This is a genomic window from Bacillus luti (assembly GCF_001884105.1).
GTDB classification, from domain to species: Bacteria; Bacillota; Bacilli; order Bacillales; family Bacillaceae_G; genus Bacillus_A; species Bacillus_A luti.
Window position 1 is genome coordinate 191,514 of sequence record NZ_MACI01000095.1, and the last position, 17,883, is coordinate 209,396.

At 35.9% G+C, this 17,883-nt stretch carries 13 protein-coding genes and 1 pseudogene; 12 read left to right on the forward strand and 2 right to left on the reverse strand.

The features are described 5' to 3' along the window. Positions 1 to 253 precede the first annotated feature (253 nt). The 12 genes and pseudogenes from BAQ48_RS25730 to mutL all read left to right on the forward strand — a co-directional run. Positions 254 to 676 (forward strand): annotated as a pseudogene (locus BAQ48_RS25730) (recombinase RecA family protein); the annotation flags it as partial. Positions 677 to 1,157: 481 nt separating this feature from the next. Continuing rightward, on the forward strand, positions 1,158 to 2,720 hold the full coding sequence (gene rny / locus BAQ48_RS25735) for a ribonuclease Y (protein ID WP_071713258.1): 1,563 nt from the start codon (positions 1,158 to 1,160) through the stop codon (positions 2,718 to 2,720). A 154-nt stretch (positions 2,721 to 2,874) separates the two neighbouring features. Next, the gene (locus tag BAQ48_RS25740) at positions 2,875 to 3,669 is read left to right on the forward strand and encodes a TIGR00282 family metallophosphoesterase (protein ID WP_071713259.1); all 795 of its coding nucleotides are present in this window, start codon (positions 2,875 to 2,877) and stop codon (positions 3,667 to 3,669) included. 149 nt (positions 3,670 to 3,818) lie between these two features. Beyond that, positions 3,819 to 4,079 (forward strand): stage V sporulation protein SpoVS, encoded by a 261-nt coding sequence (gene spoVS / locus BAQ48_RS25745; protein WP_000404341.1) that lies wholly within the window; start codon positions 3,819 to 3,821, stop codon positions 4,077 to 4,079. Between the two features lie 22 nt (positions 4,080 to 4,101). After that, a complete protein-coding gene (locus BAQ48_RS25750) occupies positions 4,102 to 5,061 on the forward strand; it encodes a dipeptidase (RefSeq protein ID WP_116758556.1) in 960 nt (319 codons plus the stop codon). A gap of 226 nt (positions 5,062 to 5,287) precedes the next feature. Continuing rightward, complete coding sequence (locus BAQ48_RS25755; protein WP_071713261.1) at positions 5,288 to 7,045, forward strand: 2-oxoacid:acceptor oxidoreductase subunit alpha; 1,758 nt, start codon at positions 5,288 to 5,290, stop codon at positions 7,043 to 7,045. Continuing rightward, the gene (locus BAQ48_RS25760) at positions 7,032 to 7,898 is read left to right on the forward strand and encodes a 2-oxoacid:ferredoxin oxidoreductase subunit beta (protein ID WP_071713262.1); all 867 of its coding nucleotides are present in this window, start codon (positions 7,032 to 7,034) and stop codon (positions 7,896 to 7,898) included. Before BAQ48_RS25755 ends, BAQ48_RS25760 begins: the two co-directional genes overlap by 14 nt. Positions 7,899 to 8,326: 428 nt before the next feature. Further along, positions 8,327 to 9,856 (forward strand): tRNA (N6-isopentenyl adenosine(37)-C2)-methylthiotransferase MiaB, encoded by a 1,530-nt coding sequence (gene miaB, locus BAQ48_RS25765; protein ID WP_071713263.1) that lies wholly within the window; start codon positions 8,327 to 8,329, stop codon positions 9,854 to 9,856. Positions 9,857 to 9,859: 3 nt separating this feature from the next. Next, positions 9,860 to 10,291 (forward strand): YlbF/YmcA family competence regulator, encoded by a 432-nt coding sequence (locus BAQ48_RS25770; protein WP_000870462.1) that lies wholly within the window; start codon positions 9,860 to 9,862, stop codon positions 10,289 to 10,291. 125 nt (positions 10,292 to 10,416) lie between these two features. Next, positions 10,417 to 10,959 carry an outer spore coat protein CotE gene (gene cotE, locus BAQ48_RS25775; RefSeq protein ID WP_001288800.1) on the forward strand — a complete coding sequence of 181 codons (543 nt, stop codon included), beginning with the start codon at positions 10,417 to 10,419 and terminating at the stop codon, positions 10,957 to 10,959. Between the two features lie 181 nt (positions 10,960 to 11,140). Next, entirely contained in the window at positions 11,141 to 13,813 is a 2,673-nt protein-coding gene (gene mutS / locus BAQ48_RS25780) for a DNA mismatch repair protein MutS (RefSeq protein ID WP_071713264.1), read from the forward strand. 8 nt (positions 13,814 to 13,821) lie between these two features. Then, positions 13,822 to 15,765: a DNA mismatch repair endonuclease MutL gene (gene mutL / locus BAQ48_RS25785; protein ID WP_071713265.1), complete on the forward strand. Its 1,944-nt coding sequence runs from the start codon at positions 13,822 to 13,824 to the stop codon at positions 15,763 to 15,765. A gap of 278 nt (positions 15,766 to 16,043) precedes the next feature. Here mutL and BAQ48_RS25790 read toward each other — a convergent pair whose 3' ends face one another. Both BAQ48_RS25790 and BAQ48_RS25795 read right to left on the reverse strand, forming a co-directional pair. Continuing rightward, positions 16,044 to 16,811 carry a GNAT family N-acetyltransferase gene (locus tag BAQ48_RS25790; RefSeq protein WP_071713266.1) on the reverse strand — a complete coding sequence of 256 codons (768 nt, stop codon included), beginning with the start codon at positions 16,809 to 16,811 and terminating at the stop codon, positions 16,044 to 16,046. A 507-nt stretch (positions 16,812 to 17,318) separates the two neighbouring features. Continuing rightward, positions 17,319 to 17,507, reverse strand: coding sequence for a hypothetical protein (locus tag BAQ48_RS25795; RefSeq protein ID WP_000461143.1), 189 nt, complete (start codon positions 17,505 to 17,507; stop codon positions 17,319 to 17,321). Between the last annotated feature and the right edge of the window lie 376 nt (positions 17,508 to 17,883).

Consider the following 17,883-nt stretch of genomic DNA (forward strand, 5'->3'; position numbering starts at 1 on the left):
AAACCTTGTGAACCTTATTGCCTAAGGGTGTAACTATTCATATAGTTGCTAACGGTGAAGCCCACCATTATTTAGGGTAATACCGTGCCAAGCTCCATAGTGATATGGGGAAGGTGTAGAGACTACCGAAAAGGACTTTTAGTTAACTGAGTAGGGTACGGCAGGTGATAGGCTACTGCTGGAAGTGCAAGGCTCTCTGTAAAGAGATGAAGAGATAGTCCGGACTATAGAGATGGAAAATCTATAGATAGTGCCAGAAACAACTCCAGGTGGTCGTGCGTTGAAATTCTATTCAACAGTTCGTCTTGAAGTACGTCGTGCGGAGCAATTAAAGCAAGGTAACGACATCGTTGGTAATAAAACGAAAGTAAAAGTAGTTAAGAATAAAGTAGCACCACCATTCCGTGTTGCTGAAGTTGATATTATGTATGGAGAAGGTATTTCAAGAGAAGGTGAAATCTTAGATATGGCTTCTGAACTTGATATCGTTCAAAAGAGTGGTGCTTGGTACTCTTATAATGAAGAGCGTTTAGGGCAAGGTCGTGAAAATTCGAAGCAATTCTTAAAAGAGAATACGGATTTAAGAGAGGAAATTGCCTTCTTTGTTCGTGATCATCACGGAATTGGTGAAGACTCTGGTGTGGAAGACACGGAAGATTCAAATCTTCAAGATTAAAAAATAAAAGACACGGTCCCGTGTCTTTTATTTTTAATTATTATGAAAGCGTTGTATATCGTTGGAGAGAAAATATTTAATCTGCTTAAAAGGCTATGTATAAAGAGGAATATATGCATGTTTTATATGAATAAACTGGAATTTACTAAGGTTTTCCAGGATAATATGCTGTCTGCTTTTTAAATTCATATATGAATTAGGGCTGAAGGTAAAGAAAGTAAAAGTAGACAACGCTTGACAATGAAAATTGCGATAGATACAATGAGAATGTATATTTTTTCTTATATACGAAACACTCTTCTCAAGAAGAGAAGTAATATTCGGAGTAAGACTTAAATCTTGCCGAAATAATAATATGACATTTTAATTGTGAAATGAAGAAAGTCCCTTAAAAAAGTGGGACGACGGTCTTTGCTGTATGTTGGTATTCAATGTACATGCCGACAGTCTTTTTTCATTCATAGCAAGGGGAGGTGAAATCATGAGTAGTACAGTTTGGATACTCATCTCCATTTTGCTTGCAACAGTCGGTGCAGTTGTTGGCTTTTTTGTTCGAAAGTCTATTGCTGAAGCGAAGATTAATGGTGCAGCTAATGAAGCGAAACGTATTCTAGACGAAGCGAATCGTGAGGCTGAAGCACTTAAGAAAGAAGCGCTTTTAGAAGCAAAGGATGAAATTCATACACTTCGTACAGAAGCTGAATTAGAAATTCGTGACCGTAGAAGCGAATTACAAAAACAAGAAAATCGTTTAATGCAAAAAGAAGAGAACCTTGATCGTAAAGACGAAACGCTCGATAAACGCGAGCTACAGTTAGAAAAGAAAGAGGATTCTCTTGTAGCGAGACAACAACAGATTGAAGAGTTGGAAAGCAAAGTGGGAGAGTTAGTTCAAAAGCAACAAACAGAATTAGAGCGCATTTCCAATCTGACACGCGAACAAGCGAAAGCAATTATTCTTGGTAAAGTAGAAAATGAAGTTTCTCATGAAATTGCCGTAATGGTAAAAGAAAGTGAAGTTCGTGCGAAAGAAGAAGCGGATAAGAAAGCAAAAGAAATCTTATCTCTTGCAATGCAGAGATGTGCAGCTGATCATGTTGCTGAAACAACCGTTTCGGTTGTAAATCTTCCAAATGACGAAATGAAGGGACGTATTATCGGACGTGAAGGTCGAAATATTCGTACGTTAGAAACGTTAACAGGTATTGACCTAATTATTGATGATACACCAGAAGCGGTTATCCTTTCTGGATTCGACCCAATTCGTCGTGAAACAGCTCGTATCGCTCTTGATAAACTAGTACAGGACGGACGTATTCACCCAGCGCGTATTGAAGAGATGGTCGAAAAATCAAGACGTGAAGTGGACGAGTATATTCGCGAAGTCGGAGAGCAAACAACGTTTGAAGTGGGTGTTCACGGATTACATCCAGATTTAATTAAGATTTTAGGTCGTTTAAAATACCGTACAAGTTACGGACAAAACGTCTTAAAACACTCTATGGAAGTTGCATATTTAACTGGACTTATGGCAGCAGAGCTTGGTGAGGATGAAAAACTAGCAAGACGTGCTGGTCTATTACATGATATCGGTAAAGCGATTGATCATGAAGTAGAAGGTAGCCACGTTGAAATTGGTGTCGAACTCGCAACGAAGTATAAAGAGCATCCTGTAGTTATAAATAGTATTGCATCTCACCACGGGGACACAGAACCAACTTCTATCATTGCAGTTTTAGTTGCAGCAGCAGATGCATTATCAGCTGCAAGACCTGGAGCTCGTAGTGAAACGCTTGAGAACTATATTCGTCGTCTTGAAAAGTTAGAAGAGATTTCAGAGTCTTATGAAGGCGTAGAAAAATCTTTCGCAATTCAAGCAGGACGAGAAGTTCGTATTCTGGTAAAACCAGATACAATTGATGATTTAGAAGCTCATCGTTTAGCTCGTGATATTCGAAAACGTATTGAAAATGAACTGGATTATCCAGGACATATTAAAGTAACTGTTATTCGTGAAACACGTGCAGTGGAATACGCAAAATAAAGTGGTGAAACACCACTTTATTTTTTTGTGTTGGAATTGGTTAAAATAAAGGAAATTAGCATACAAGTGAAACAAACTTATAATACATATATTGTAAGGGAATCACTTGAAGCTATAGTAATAAAAAATGTAGTACATAGGAAGGGTAAGACATATGAGAATATTATTTGTTGGGGATGTAGTAGGATCTCCTGGTAGAGGTATGATTCAACAATACGTACCGGCATTAAAGAAGAAATATACACCTACAGTAACCATTATTAATGGAGAAAATGCAGCAGGTGGACGTGGAATTACGGAAAAAATATATCGAAACTTTTTAGAATGCGGGGCACAAGCGGTTACACTTGGAAACCACGCTTGGGATAACCGTGAAGTATTTGAATTTATTGATGATGCAAAATATCTTGCAAGACCAGCTAACTTCCCAGAAGGAACTCCAGGAAAAGGACTTATCTTTGTGAACTGTAATGGAACAGAAGTTGCAGTTATTAACTTACAAGGACGTACATTCCTTCCTCCAATTGATTGCCCATTCCGTAAAGTGGATGAATTAATAAACATTGCAAAAAAACGTACGAATATTATCTTTATTGATTTCCATGCGGAAACTACAAGTGAAAAACAAGCGTTAGGTTGGTATGTTGATGGTCGTGCTACAGCAGTAGTAGGTACACATACACATGTTCCTACAGCAGATAATCGTATTTTACCAAGCGGAACGGCATATATCACAGATGTTGGTATGACAGGGCCCTACGATGGAATTTTAGGTATGGATCGAGAAGCAGTATTGAAGAAGTTTTTAACAAACTTACCAGTACGATTTGAAGTGACAACTGGTAGAACACAATTAAGTGCAGTGCTAGTTGATGTGGATCCTAATACAGGAAAAGCTAAGAAAATTCAACGTATCTTAATTAATGATGATCAACCATTTTTTGAGTAATTTCTAGGTTAAAATTAGAAAAGTTATTATTTTTTAATTTTTTAGAAAAATTACAGAAATTTAGCAGGAATACGCGTCATTCCTCGTGAATATAAGTTAAAGTGAAATAATTGCTAATACTTTTTATAGAAACGAGGAGGAAACGCGGAATGGAAATATTAAAAGTTAAAGCAACGTCGGTCCCTAATTCTGTAGCTGGTGCACTTGCAGGTGTTATTCGCGAACGCGGAACAGCAGAAATTCAAGCCATTGGTGCAGGTGCATTGAACCAAGCGGTAAAGGCAGTAGCAATTGCAAGAGGATTTGTAGCGCCTAGTGGTTTGGACCTGATTTGTATCCCAGCGTTCACAGATATTATGATTGATGGGGAAGAGCGTACAGCAATAAAATTAATTGTAGAACCTCGTTAAGTTTAAACAACCTGTTTGCAGTATGCAAACAGGTTGTTTTTATAATGGAGGAATGGAAATGAAAATTTTTGATGCTCATTGTGATGTACTCTTTCAGTTATGGAGTGCACAGGGGAAAAAGGATTTTAAAAACGATCCGCAATTACATATTACATTGGAACAATTAAAGAAAAGAAAAGGGAGTATACAATGTTTTGCTATATATGTGCCAGAAACGGTGCTATATGAAAAACGATTTGAAGTGGCATTACAAATGGTAGATATTTTTTATAATGAAATTTTATCATTACCGGGTGTGAAGTTTATTCAGACAAAAGATGATATTAACATGTTAAAACAGGACGAGATTGGAGCGCTGTTAACATTAGAAGGTTGCGAAGCCATTGGAAAGGATGCAATGAAATTACGGCTGTTTTATCGATTGGGAGTGCGTTCCTTTGGGCTGACATGGAACTATGCCAATTTATTAGCTGACGGTGCGCTAGAGACGCGTGGAGCGGGTTTAACAACCTTTGGGAAACATATTGTACAAGAACTGAATATGTTACATTTATGGACCGACGTGTCTCACTTGAATGAAAGAAGCTTTTGGGATGTTATAGAAATTGCTAAAAACCCAATTGCATCTCATTCAAATTGCTATAAATTTTGTCAACATCCACGTAATTTAAATGATGAACAAATTAGAGCACTCATAAAGAAAAATAGCGTGATTGGCGTTACTTTTGTACCACAATTTTTAACGAGCGAAAGACAGGCAAATATAACAGATATAGTAAGACATATTGAATATATTTGTTCCTTAGGTGGAGAAAAGAATATAGGCTTTGGTTCAGACTTTGATGGGATTTTGGAGACGGTTGTAGATTTAACTGCATATAGAGAGTATGAAAATGTAGTTAATGAGCTTTACAAACACTATGATGCATCTATGGTCGAACGGTTTTTATACGATAATTTTGTTGAACATATCAGTTTTTGAGTTTTTGTTTTAAAAATTCAGAAAAATTAAAATAAATTCATTTGATATTATTGATTTTTTTAAGACCTAATACTAGAATGAAAAACGAAATAGCTTTATACTAAAGATTCAGGGAAATCAGAAGAGGCATAATTTGCGTCCGTTGTAGTTTATTTGCATAAAAAATGCTAAACTATTACTGTAAAAAAATACACTACAATGAATGCAGCCAAAAGGGGTGTAGGAGATGATTAGTCAACTTTCATGGAAAGTTGGAGGCCAACAAGGTGAAGGAATTGAAAGTACAGGAGAAATCTTCTGTATTGCATTAAACCGATTAGGATATTACCTATACGGTTACCGCCACTTCTCATCACGTATTAAAGGCGGCCATACAAATAATAAAATTCGTGTAAGTACAACAGAAGTACGCGCGATCTCAGATGATTTAGACATTTTAATTGCTTTTGATCAAGAAACAATTGATTTTAATTTCCATGAACTACGTCCGGGTGGGATTGTAGTTGCGGATGCGAAATTTAATCCAACAATACCTGACAACACAGATGTGAATTTATATGTGATACCGTTTACAGACATTGCTTCAGAATTAGGCACATCATTAATGAAAAACATGGTTGCAGTTGGGGCGTCAAGTGCGGTATTAGGATTAGATGAAACAGCTTATTTAGATGTTGTTGAAGAGATCTTTGGTCGTAAAGGAGAGCAAGTCGTTCAAAAAAATATGGACGCAATTAAACGTGGCTCTCAATATATGAAAGAATTGCTAGGTGAGAAAGTAAACATGATGCAGCTTGAAAAAGCTGATGGTCAGAAACGTATGTTTATGATTGGAAACGATGCAATCGCATTTGGTGCGGTAGCTGGTGGTGCTCGTTTTATGTCAGCATATCCAATCACGCCTGCATCTGAAATTATGGAATACTTAATTAAAAAATTGCCGAAAGTTGGCGGAACAGTAATCCAAACTGAGGATGAAATCGCAGCTTGTACAATGGCAATCGGTGCAAACTATGCTGGTGTTCGTACATTAACAGCGTCTGCTGGTCCTGGTCTGTCTTTAATGATGGAAGCGATTGGTTTAGCGGGTATTACAGAAACACCATTAGTAATTGTTGATACACAACGCGGTGGTCCAAGTACGGGATTACCAACGAAACAAGAGCAGTCTGATTTAATGGCGATGATTTACGGTACGCATGGTGAGATTCCAAAAATCGTAATGGCACCAAGTACAGTTGAAGAAGCTTTCTATGATATTGTAGAAGCGTTTAACTTAGCTGAAGAATATCAAGTTCCTGTTATCTTCTTAACAGATTTACAGCTTTCTTTAGGGAAACAAACTGTAGAACCACTTAAGTTAGATAAAGTGGAAATTCGCCGTGGTAAGCTTGATTTAGACATAGAAATACCAGAACGTGAGAATAAAGCATACTTCAAGCGTTATGAAGTAACAGAAGATGGCGTTTCACCACGTGTTCTACCTGGTATGAAAAATGGTATTCACCATGTTACAGGTGTAGAACATGATGAAATGGGTAAACCTTCTGAATCCGCAATAAACCGTAAAGATCAAATGGACAAACGTTTCCGTAAAATGGATAACTTGAAGTTTAATACCCCTGTTTATAAAAATGTTAAGCATGACGAAGCAGACGTATTGCTTGTTGGATTTAATTCAACTCGTGGTGCGATCGAAGAGGCAATGGAGCGTTTAGAACAAGAGGGTATGAAAGTAAACCATGCTCATGTGCGTTTAATTCACCCGTTCCCTACAGCTGAAATCGATCCACTTGTGAAAAATGCGAAGCGCGTTGTAGTTGTAGAAAACAATGCAACAGGTCAGCTTGCTAACATTATGAAAATGAATCTTGGTAATGGTGAGAAAATTTCTAGTCTTTTAAAATATGATGGAAACCCATTCTTGCCAAAAGAGATTTACAACGAATGCAAAAAAGGGGTTGTACTAAATGGCAACATTTAAGGACTTTCGTAACAGTGTAAAACCAAATTGGTGCCCAGGTTGCGGAGACTTCTCGGTGCAAGCTGCAATTCAACGTGCGGCAGCTAACGTTGGCTTAAACCCAGATGAACTTGCTGTTATTTCTGGTATCGGCTGTTCAGGTCGTATTTCAGGTTATATTAATTCATATGGTTTGCATAGTATTCATGGTCGTGCCCTTCCAATTGCACAAGGTGTGAAAATGGCAAATCGTGATTTAACAGTTATCGCATCAGGTGGTGACGGTGATGGATTTGCAATCGGTATGGGACATACAATCCATTCTATTCGTCGTAATATCGACATTACGTACATCGTAATGGATAACCAAATTTACGGATTAACAAAAGGTCAAACTTCACCACGTAGTGAAGCTGGATTTAAAACGAAAAGTACACCACAAGGTTCAATTGAACCGTCACTAAATGTTATGGAAATGGCTTTAACGGCTGGTGCAACATTTGTGGCGCAAAGTTTTTCAAGTGATTTAAAAGAATTAACACAAATTATTGAAGCTGGTATTAACCATAAAGGATTTTCATTAATTAACGTATTCAGCCCATGTGTTACTTACAATAAAGTAAATACTTACGATTGGTTTAAAGAAAATTTAACAAAACTAAGTACAGTAGAGGGATATGATCCGTCTAATCGCATGATGGCAATGCAAACGTTAATGGAAAATAACGGATTAGTAACAGGTTTAATTTATCAAAATACAGCGCAACCTTCATACCAAGAACTTGTAAAAGGCTATAGTGAAGAGCCTTTAGTGAAATCTGATTTAAATATGGATCAGAAAATGTTTGATGAACTTGTTGCTGAATTTATGTAATGTAAGAAGAGCAGGTTGCCATTTGGCAACCTTTTTTAATGAGGAAAAATATAAGGTAGTTATATTTACTTAGAAAATTCAGAATGGTAAAATAATATATAAATCGTTGTATGAAAATTGCATGTTCATTAACTAGGAAATGTAATAATAGGATAAGCCTTCTTCTTTGTAAAAATTGGCGAAACGCTTCATACTATGGTAATGTTTATAGGGATAAAGCAATATGCTTTTGGGTAGGACAAAAGAAATACAAAAAGGGAATGTCTATTTGTGTGGGGAAGACTTCATTCTTACGGATGATTAGATTGATTACTCAAGTTTCAAAGGACAAGTTATCTCTCAAGCTATCTAACCATTTTTGAGGTGGGTCTAGGCGCATTAAAATGGACTATAGAGTGTGTATAGTTAAGGGTGAAAGGAGATTACCGATGAACGAGCAACAACGATTAGCAAGTCAACAAGCAAATTCCTCTACGAAAAAAGAAGAGAAAGATTATAGCGAATACTTTGAAAATGTATACCAACCACCATCCTTAAAAGATGCGAAAAAGCGAGGGAAAGAAGAAGTTAAAATTGAACGGGATTTTGGCTTACCTGAAGAGTTTCGCAATTTTGGTACAGGGAGAAAGTTCTATATTCGTACATATGGTTGTCAAATGAATGAGCATGATACTGAAGTAATGGCTGGTATTTTCACTGCACTTGGATATGAGCCAACCTTTTCAACTGAGGATGCAGATGTAGTATTATTAAATACTTGTGCCATTCGTGAAAATGCTGAAAATAAAGTGTTCGGTGAACTAGGTCATTTAAAATCACTAAAACGAAGAAATCCGGACCTTTTAATTGGTGTATGTGGTTGTATGTCTCAAGAGGAATCTGTTGTAAATAAAATTATGCAAAAAAATCAGCATGTAGATATGGTGTTTGGAACGCATAATATTCATAGATTACCGTACATTCTAAAAGATGCAATGTTCTCGAAGGAAACGGTAGTTGAAGTTTGGTCAAAAGAAGGGGACGTAATTGAAAACCTTCCGAAAGTACGCCGTGGTGATATTAAAGCTTGGGTAAATATTATGTATGGCTGTGATAAGTTCTGTACATATTGTATCGTACCGTATACACGTGGAAAAGAGCGAAGCAGGCGTCCAGAAGACATTATCCAAGAAATTCGTCATTTAGCTGCGAATGGTTATAAAGAAATTACGTTACTTGGACAGAACGTAAATGCATATGGTAAAGACTTTGAAGATATAGAATACGGTCTAGGCGATTTAATGGACGAACTCCGTAAAGTTGATATAGCTCGTATTCGTTTTACAACGAGCCATCCACGCGATTTCGATGATCACTTAATTGAAGTGCTTGGAAAAGGTGGAAACTTAGTAGAACATATTCACTTACCGGTTCAATCTGGAAGTACAGATATGTTAAAAATTATGGCGCGTAAATATTCACGTGAGCATTATTTAGAGCTTGTAAGAAAAATTAAAGAAGCAATTCCAAATGCGGTATTAACAACTGATATTATCGTCGGTTTCCCAAATGAAACTGATGAGCAATTTGAAGAAACGATGTCGCTATATCGTGAAGTAGGATTTGATACTGCCTTTACCTTTATTTATTCACCGCGCGAAGGTACACCAGCTGCGAAAATGAAAGATAACGTACCGATGGAAGTGAAGAAAGAACGTCTTCAACGCTTAAATGCATTAGTAAATAAATTGGCAATTGAAAAGAACAATCGTTATAAAGGGCAAATTGTAGAAGTGTTAGTTGATGGGGAAAGTAAAAATAACGCGGAAGTACTTGCAGGTTATACTCGTACTAATAAACTTGTAAACTTCGTCGCTTCAAAATCTTTAATTGGTCAGCTTGTGAAAGTAAAAGTAACGGATGCAAAAACTTGGTCTCTTAACGGAGAATTAGTTGAAGAGCCGATTGAGGTGGAATAATAGATGAAAGTATATTCGAAAGATGAAATTGTTGAGCAAGCGAAAGAATTAGCAAAAATGATTTCTGAAACAGAAGAAGTTGATTTCTTTAAGAAAGCAGAGGCGCAAATTCATAAAAATGAAAATGTAAAGCGTGCAATTGATGAAATTAAAGCACTGCAAAAACAAGCAGTAAACTTGCAACATTACGGGAAATGGGAAGCTTTGAAAAAAGTAGAAGCTGAAATTGATGCCCTGCAAGATAAGTTAGATAGTATCCCAGTCGTACAAGAATTTAAATCTTCACAAACATACGTAAATGACTTACTACAGCTAGTTGCAAGTACGATTTCTAACAACGTAACAGATGAAATATTAATTTCAACTAATGGCGATGTATTGAAGGGTGAAACGGGCGCAGCGGTAGAAAGTAAAAAAGGAAATTGTGGTTGTTAAAGAGATGTCGAATTGACATCTCTTTTTTTAGTGGATTAAACGTAAGTTCTTCTCGAAAAAAGAATGACACATTCCGCTATTGTCACGCATATGATTAAGTGAATAGTGATTGAGGAGGGTTACGAATGTCCGAATTTAGAGAGATTATTACAAAAGCAGTGGTTGGAAAAGGACGTAAGTATACAAAGTCAACGCATACATGTGAATCGAATAATGAGCCAACAAGTATTTTAGGGTGCTGGGTAATTAACCACTCGTATGAAGCAAGAAAGAACGGAAAGCATGTGGAAATTGAAGGTTTCTATGATGTGAACACTTGGTATTCATTTGATGGCAATACAAAGACAGAAGTTGTAACAGAACGTGTGAACTACACGGATGAAGTAAGCATTGGCTATCGTGATAAAAACTTTTCTGGTGATGATTTAGAAATTATCGCTCGTGTTATTCAGCCGCCAAATTGTTTAGAAGCTCTTGTGTCACCAAACGGTAATAAAATTGTTGTAACTGTAGAACGTGAATTTGTAACAGAAGTAGTTGGCGAAACGAAAATTTGTGTAAGTGTAAATCCTGAAGGTTGTGTAGAATCAGACGAAGATTTCCAAATCGATGATGATGAGTTTGAAGAGTTAGACCCGAACTTTATCGTTGATGCAGAAGAAGAGTAATAGAAAGCTAGGGAGAAGTTCTTCCTAGCTTTTTACTTTACATAAGTGGTGCTTGAATGAACATGATTCCTTATGAAATGTGCTATAATGAAGAAAGACTCCTGAAATAGGAGATAAGAGTGTCCGTGAAATGTGACATATATGAAAATAGATTATTATGTAAGAATTATGGAGGAAAAGTATGACGCAATATACGCCTATGATACAGCAATATTTAAAGGTTAAGGCAGACTATCAAGATGCCTTTTTATTTTTCCGCTTAGGTGATTTTTATGAAATGTTCTTTGAAGATGCGGTTAAAGCAGCTCATGAACTTGAAATTACATTAACGAGCCGAGATGGTGGCAGTAGTGATCGTATACCGATGTGCGGTGTACCGCATCATGCAGCTAAAAATTATATTGAACAACTTGTTGAAAAAGGATATAAAGTAGCTGTTTGTGAGCAAGTGGAAGATCCAAAAACAGCTAAAGGTGTAGTGCGCCGTGAAGTAGTACAACTAATTACGCCAGGAACGATGATGGAAGGGCGTACGATTGATGAGAAAGAAAATAACTTCCTAGCAGCATTAACACATTTTGAAGATGGATCGTATGCTTTAGCTTGTAATGATTTAACGACTGGACAAAATACAGTAACGTTGTTAACAGGTTCAGTAGAAGATATTTTATTAGAAGTGTATGCAACTGGTTCGAAAGAAATTGTTGTAGATTCTTCCTTTTCTAAAGATGAACTAAAAAAGTTAACTGAAACATTAAAAATGACGATTTCGTATGAAGATGCAACAACTATTCCGGAAGGATTAGAACATCTTGTGAAAAATGTTTCACAAGCAAAGTTAATTAAAGCAATTGGACGCTTATTTAACTATGTAATAAGAACACAAAAACGTTCGTTAGATCACTTGCAACCAGTAGAAATTTATTATACGAATCAATTTATGAAAATTGATGTGCATTCAAAGCGAAATTTAGAGCTGACAGAAACACTTCGAACGAAAGAAAAAACAGGATCATTATTATGGCTATTAGATAAAACAAAAACAGCTATGGGTGGTCGTATGTTAAAACAGTGGATGGAACGTCCACTTATTCAGAAAGAAAAAGTTGAAGAGCGTTTAGAAATGGTTGAGACATTTGTAAATGATTACTTCTTACGTGAAGATTTAAAAGAAAAACTAAAAGAAGTATATGATTTAGAACGTTTAGCAGGGAAAGTTGCATTTGGTAATGTGAATGCACGGGACTTATTACAGTTAAGACGATCTTTACTTCAAGTACCAGCTATTTTAGAAGCGATTAGTTTGTTAGATAATGCTTATGCAGCAAGGTTAATTCAAGGAGCGGATCCATGTGAGAGCTTAACTGAATTACTAGGAAGAAGTATTCAAGAAAACCCACCGCTTTCTATTAAAGATGGAGATATTATTAAAGACGGTTATAATGACAAGCTTGATCAATATCGTTACGTTAGTAAAAACGGAAAAACGTGGATCGCTGAGCTTGAAAAACGAGAGCGTGATATTACAGGAGTTAAATCGTTAAAAATCGGGTACAACCGTATTTTCGGCTACTACATTGAAGTGACGAAGGCGAATCTTGCAGCACTTCCAGAAGGCCGCTACGAACGCAAACAAACGCTTGCTAATGCGGAACGTTTCATTACAGATGAACTGAAAGAAAAAGAAACGTTAATCTTAGAAGCAGAAGAAAAAATTGTACAACTAGAATACGATTTATTTACAGCGCTTCGTGAAGAAGTAAAAGTCTTCATTCCGAAATTACAGCATTTAGCGAAAGTAATTAGTGAATTAGATGTACTGCAAAGTTTTGCGACAGTTAGTGAAGAAGAACAGTTTGTAAAACCTGTACTAACAACGAAGCGTGAAATCTTTATTAAAGATGGTCGTCATCCTGTCGTTGAAAAAGTATTGAACGGGAAATTGTATGTACCGAATGATTGTATTATGCCAGAGAAGATGGATGTCTTTTTAATTACAGGACCGAACATGTCTGGTAAAAGTACGTATATGAGACAATTAGCACTTGTAACGGTTATGTCGCAAATCGGTTGTTTCGTACCAGCAACAGAAGCAGTATTACCTGTATTTGATCAAATCTTTACGAGAATTGGTGCAGCGGATGATTTAATATCAGGACAAAGTACATTTATGGTCGAAATGTTAGAAGCAAAAAATGCAATTGCAAATGCATCAGAAAGAAGTTTAATTTTATTCGATGAAATTGGACGCGGTACATCTACGTATGATGGTATGGCACTTGCACAAGCAATCATTGAACATATTCATGACCAAATTGGTGCGAAAACGTTATTCTCTACGCATTATCATGAATTGACGGTGCTAGAAGAAAGTCTAGATCAACTGAAGAATGTACACGTTTCAGCAATTGAGGAGAACGGAAAAGTAGTATTCCTTCATAAAATTCAAGATGGAGCAGCTGATAAAAGTTACGGAATTCATGTTGCACAACTTGCGGAGCTTCCAGATAGTTTAATCGCTCGTGCGAAAGAAGTGTTAGCACAACTAGAAGGACAGGAAGAAATTATTATTCCAAAGCGTGTAGAAGTGACAGTACAAGAAGTTGCTCCAGAACCTGTAGTTGTAAAAGAAGAGCCAGTAGAAGTACAAAGGGCGAAAGTAGAGACTGAAGAAGAATCACAATTATCATTCTTTGGTGGAGAACAGTCTTCGAAAAAACAAGACAAGCCAGTTCTAGATGCAAAAGAAACGGCAGTACTTGCACAAATTAAAAAAATTGATTTACTTGATATGACACCTTTAGAAGCGATGAACGAACTGTATCGCTTACAGAAAAAGTTAAAGAAAGGATGAGTAAGTAGATGGGGAAAATTCGCAAACTCGATGACCAACTCTCTAACTTAATTGCGGCAGGGGAAGTAGTAGAGCGCCCTGCTTCAGTCGTAAAAGAACTTGTGGAAAATTCTATCGATGCGAATAGTACATCTATTGAAATCCACTTAGAAGAAGCTGGTTTATCAAAAATTCGCATCATTGATAATGGAGATGGCATTGCAGAAGAAGATTGTATTGTCGCCTTTGAACGACATGCAACGAGCAAAATTAAAGATGAGAACGATCTGTTTCGCATTAGAACACTCGGTTTCCGTGGTGAGGCATTGCCGAGTATTGCCTCAGTTAGTGAATTAGAATTAATCACTAGCACAGGTGATGCGCCTGGTACGCACCTTATGATTAAAGGTGGAGACATTATAAAGCAGGAGAAAACAGCGAGCCGAAAAGGAACAGATATTACAGTACAAAACTTATTCTTTAATACACCAGCGCGTCTTAAATATATGAAAACCATTCATACAGAGCTTGGGAATATTACAGATATCGTGTATCGTATCGCAATGTCACACCCAGAAGTATCGTTAAAGCTGTTTCATAATGAAAAGAAATTGCTTCACACATCAGGAAATGGTGATGTAAGACAAGTACTTGCATCGATTTACAGCATTCAAGTTGCGAAGAAGCTTATTCCAATTGAAGCTGAATCTTTAGATTTCACAATTAAAGGTTATGTAACATTACCAGAAGTAACGAGAGCATCTCGAAATTATATGTCAACGATCGTAAATGGTCGTTACGTTCGAAATTTCGTATTAATGAAAGCCGTTCAGCAAGGATACCATACATTATTGCCAGTCGGACGATATCCAATCGGCTTCTTATCGATTGAAATGGATCCAATGCTAGTTGACGTTAACGTGCATCCAGCGAAATTAGAAGTTCGTTTTAGTAAAGAACAAGAATTACTAAAGCTGATCGAAGAAACTTTGCAAGCAGCATTCAAAAAAATACAGCTCATTCCAGATGCAGGTGTAACAACGAAGAAAAAAGAAAAAGATGAAAGTGTGCAAGAACAATTCCAGTTTGAGCATACGAAGCCGAAAGAACCATCTATGCCAAACATCGTTTTACCGACTGGCATGGATGAAAAACAAGAAGAACCACTGGCTGTGAAACAGCCAGCACAACTGTGGCAACCGCCGAAGCAAGAATGGCAACCACCACAGTCGCTCGTAAGAGAAGAACAAAGTTGGCAGCCATCTACTAAACCTATAATTCAAGAACCGATTCGAGAAGAGAAATCATGGAGCAGTAACGATGAAGACTTTGAGTTAGAGGAATTAGAAGAAGAAGTTCAGGAAATAAAAGAGATTGAAATGAACGGTAATGATTTACCACCGCTTTATCCAATTGGACAAATGCATGGAACATATATTTTCGCTCAAAATGATAAAGGCTTATATATGATTGACCAGCATGCCGCGCAGGAACGTATTAATTATGAATACTTCCGTGATAAAGTAGGAAGGGTAGCACAAGAAGTACAAGAACTACTTGTACCATACCGTATTGACTTATCGCTTACTGAATTTTTACGTGTCGAAGAGCAGCTAGAAGAACTGAAAAAAGTTGGACTATTCTTGGAGCAATTCGGCCATCAATCCTTTATCGTTCGCTCGCATCCAACGTGGTTCCCGAAAGGACAAGAAACAGAAATTATCGACGAAATGATGGAACAAGTCGTTAAACTAAAAAAGGTTGATATTAAAAAACTGCGTGAAGAAGCTGCTATCATGATGAGCTGTAAAGCTTCCATTAAAGCAAATCAGTATTTAACGAACGATCAAATATTTGCTTTACTTGAGGAACTTCGTACAACAACAAACCCATACACATGCCCGCACGGAAGGCCGATTCTTGTACATCATTCTACTTATGAGTTGGAGAAGATGTTTAAGAGGGTTATGTAGAGATAATGTATTGAGTTCAAAATAAAGTACTTAAAAGATGTTTTCGGTATAATACCGAAAACATCTTTTTTGTTTCCATTGTTGTTTTAGAATAAAGCTTGTTCAAATGAATGCAAATAACCTTGAGAAACAAACAAAAAGAAAAAACGTGTTTTGAAAAAAGATTGATCAAAACACGCCCTTAATGGTTTCCATTGGTCATTTTTTTATAAGAAGTTGGATTATTTCCTACCTATATTGCTCAACAATCCTGCCTTGTAGCTAAATAAGAAAACCTTTTATTCAAATACAACCATTTCTCCGACATCTATAAATCCAAATCGCTTATAAATATTTTTTCCGGCATCTGAAGCTTGTAATACAACTGGCTTTTGTTTATCCATTGTTTGATTTAGAAGAAACTGAAACATTTCACTGCCAATTCCTTTACCTCTAAATGCTTCTTTTGTCATCACATCATAAATACCATAACTATTTTTGCTTTCTATTAATAAACCAGTAGTTACAGGCATTTCATCTATGCATCCAATAAACATTTGAACTTCTGAACCTAATTTCATTTGTGAAAACTTATTAAAATAATTTTCTAATGCATCTTTTTCGGGTGTACCTTCAAATAGGCTCATAAATACTCCGCTATATTTCAAAAGTTCTTCATTATTTTTTACATTAGTAATTATAAGCTGATTGGAAATCCTTTGCCCAACATTAAGCGTATTTTCAAGTTTCATCATTACATTACGTTCTGCTTCTTTTTGGTCATATTCTTGCATAAGTTTTGTCCAGTCCTCAGTTAAATACTGAGCATCAATCCAAATGCTAAAGGGATATTTTTTATCAAAAAAATTATCGATACCATGTTTAATCTTAACTGCATTTTTGATATTTGGAGATTTCGGTAATACTACATTGAACGTATCAGTAGGAATTTCTGTATTTGCTATGACGAAATCTTCTTCTTGTGTAAATTCTCCGCTAACTGCATGAGTAAATACTTTTAATTTTTCTTCCAAATTGTTTATTACTAATTGTTGATTTGTAATCATACTTTTTCACCTTTCAATTTAATGTAGCGCGATTTTTTAATTATAAGTTGACTTAAACACTAAATATACAGTGTTCACAGTATGTACATCCTCCCATAATATTCAGAAAGCATTGGGTGATTTGTTTTCTTTTCCCAATAATCTGGTCCGTTTGTTACACAAGTAGGAAACGAAATGCTCTTAAACTGACAAGTCGATTCAATCAAAGGAAAGTAGTTAAGGTAATTTTTCCTCGACAACAGTTAATATGTAGAGTTAATTGTTAAACGGAAATATGGCGGAGTGATTTTGTAGTTTATTTAAATTTGAGTGTATCACCCTTAAGGTTGTAAGTAGTTCTAGACTAAGATAACTTTCATTTATCTATGTATAAAAAAGCGCCGTATATCAGCACTTTTTAAAGGTACGTAAATTGTATAATAAAGATTGCTACATTACTAAACATATAACTTATGCATGGCCAAATATTGATTCTTATTTGGCTAATTGTTATAAGGATCAATATGATTATTTATTTTTATTATTATTATTAATTTTTTCAGTATATAAAACTTGCTCTTTATAATGCTTTTTAATTGGGAAATTGTGTGTACCTGTGCCGTTCTTGAATTTTTTATCAATGGGGTTTGTTAGGGGAACTGTTGTAGTTTCAGTAAATTCATATGGGTAATTTATTTTAGATTTATCTTCAAACATGAAAGTGCCTCCTTTTAGGATTTCCTGAATTCTTTACTATAACATGATATGCATATAGATTTTTTTTGGACTAGTTATTTATATAGGTTAGAACAAATTAATTACATAACTACTGAAATATTTTAAAGGAAAACAATTGGAGAAATATATGATAATGATTTCTTTTATTTGTTAGGGAAGGGAGTTTTGTATATATATTCGTTATAAATTGTTTTTATAATATGGCTTATATAGGTTTTTATTGATAATATAATGCAGGGGAATTATAGTTTTATCAGGTTATTAGGAACATTTAATGCTGTTTCATAACTGAAAGGGAATTGAAAAAAAACTGAAACTTTTCTCATGAAAATTCAATCTAACTTGAAAAATGAAA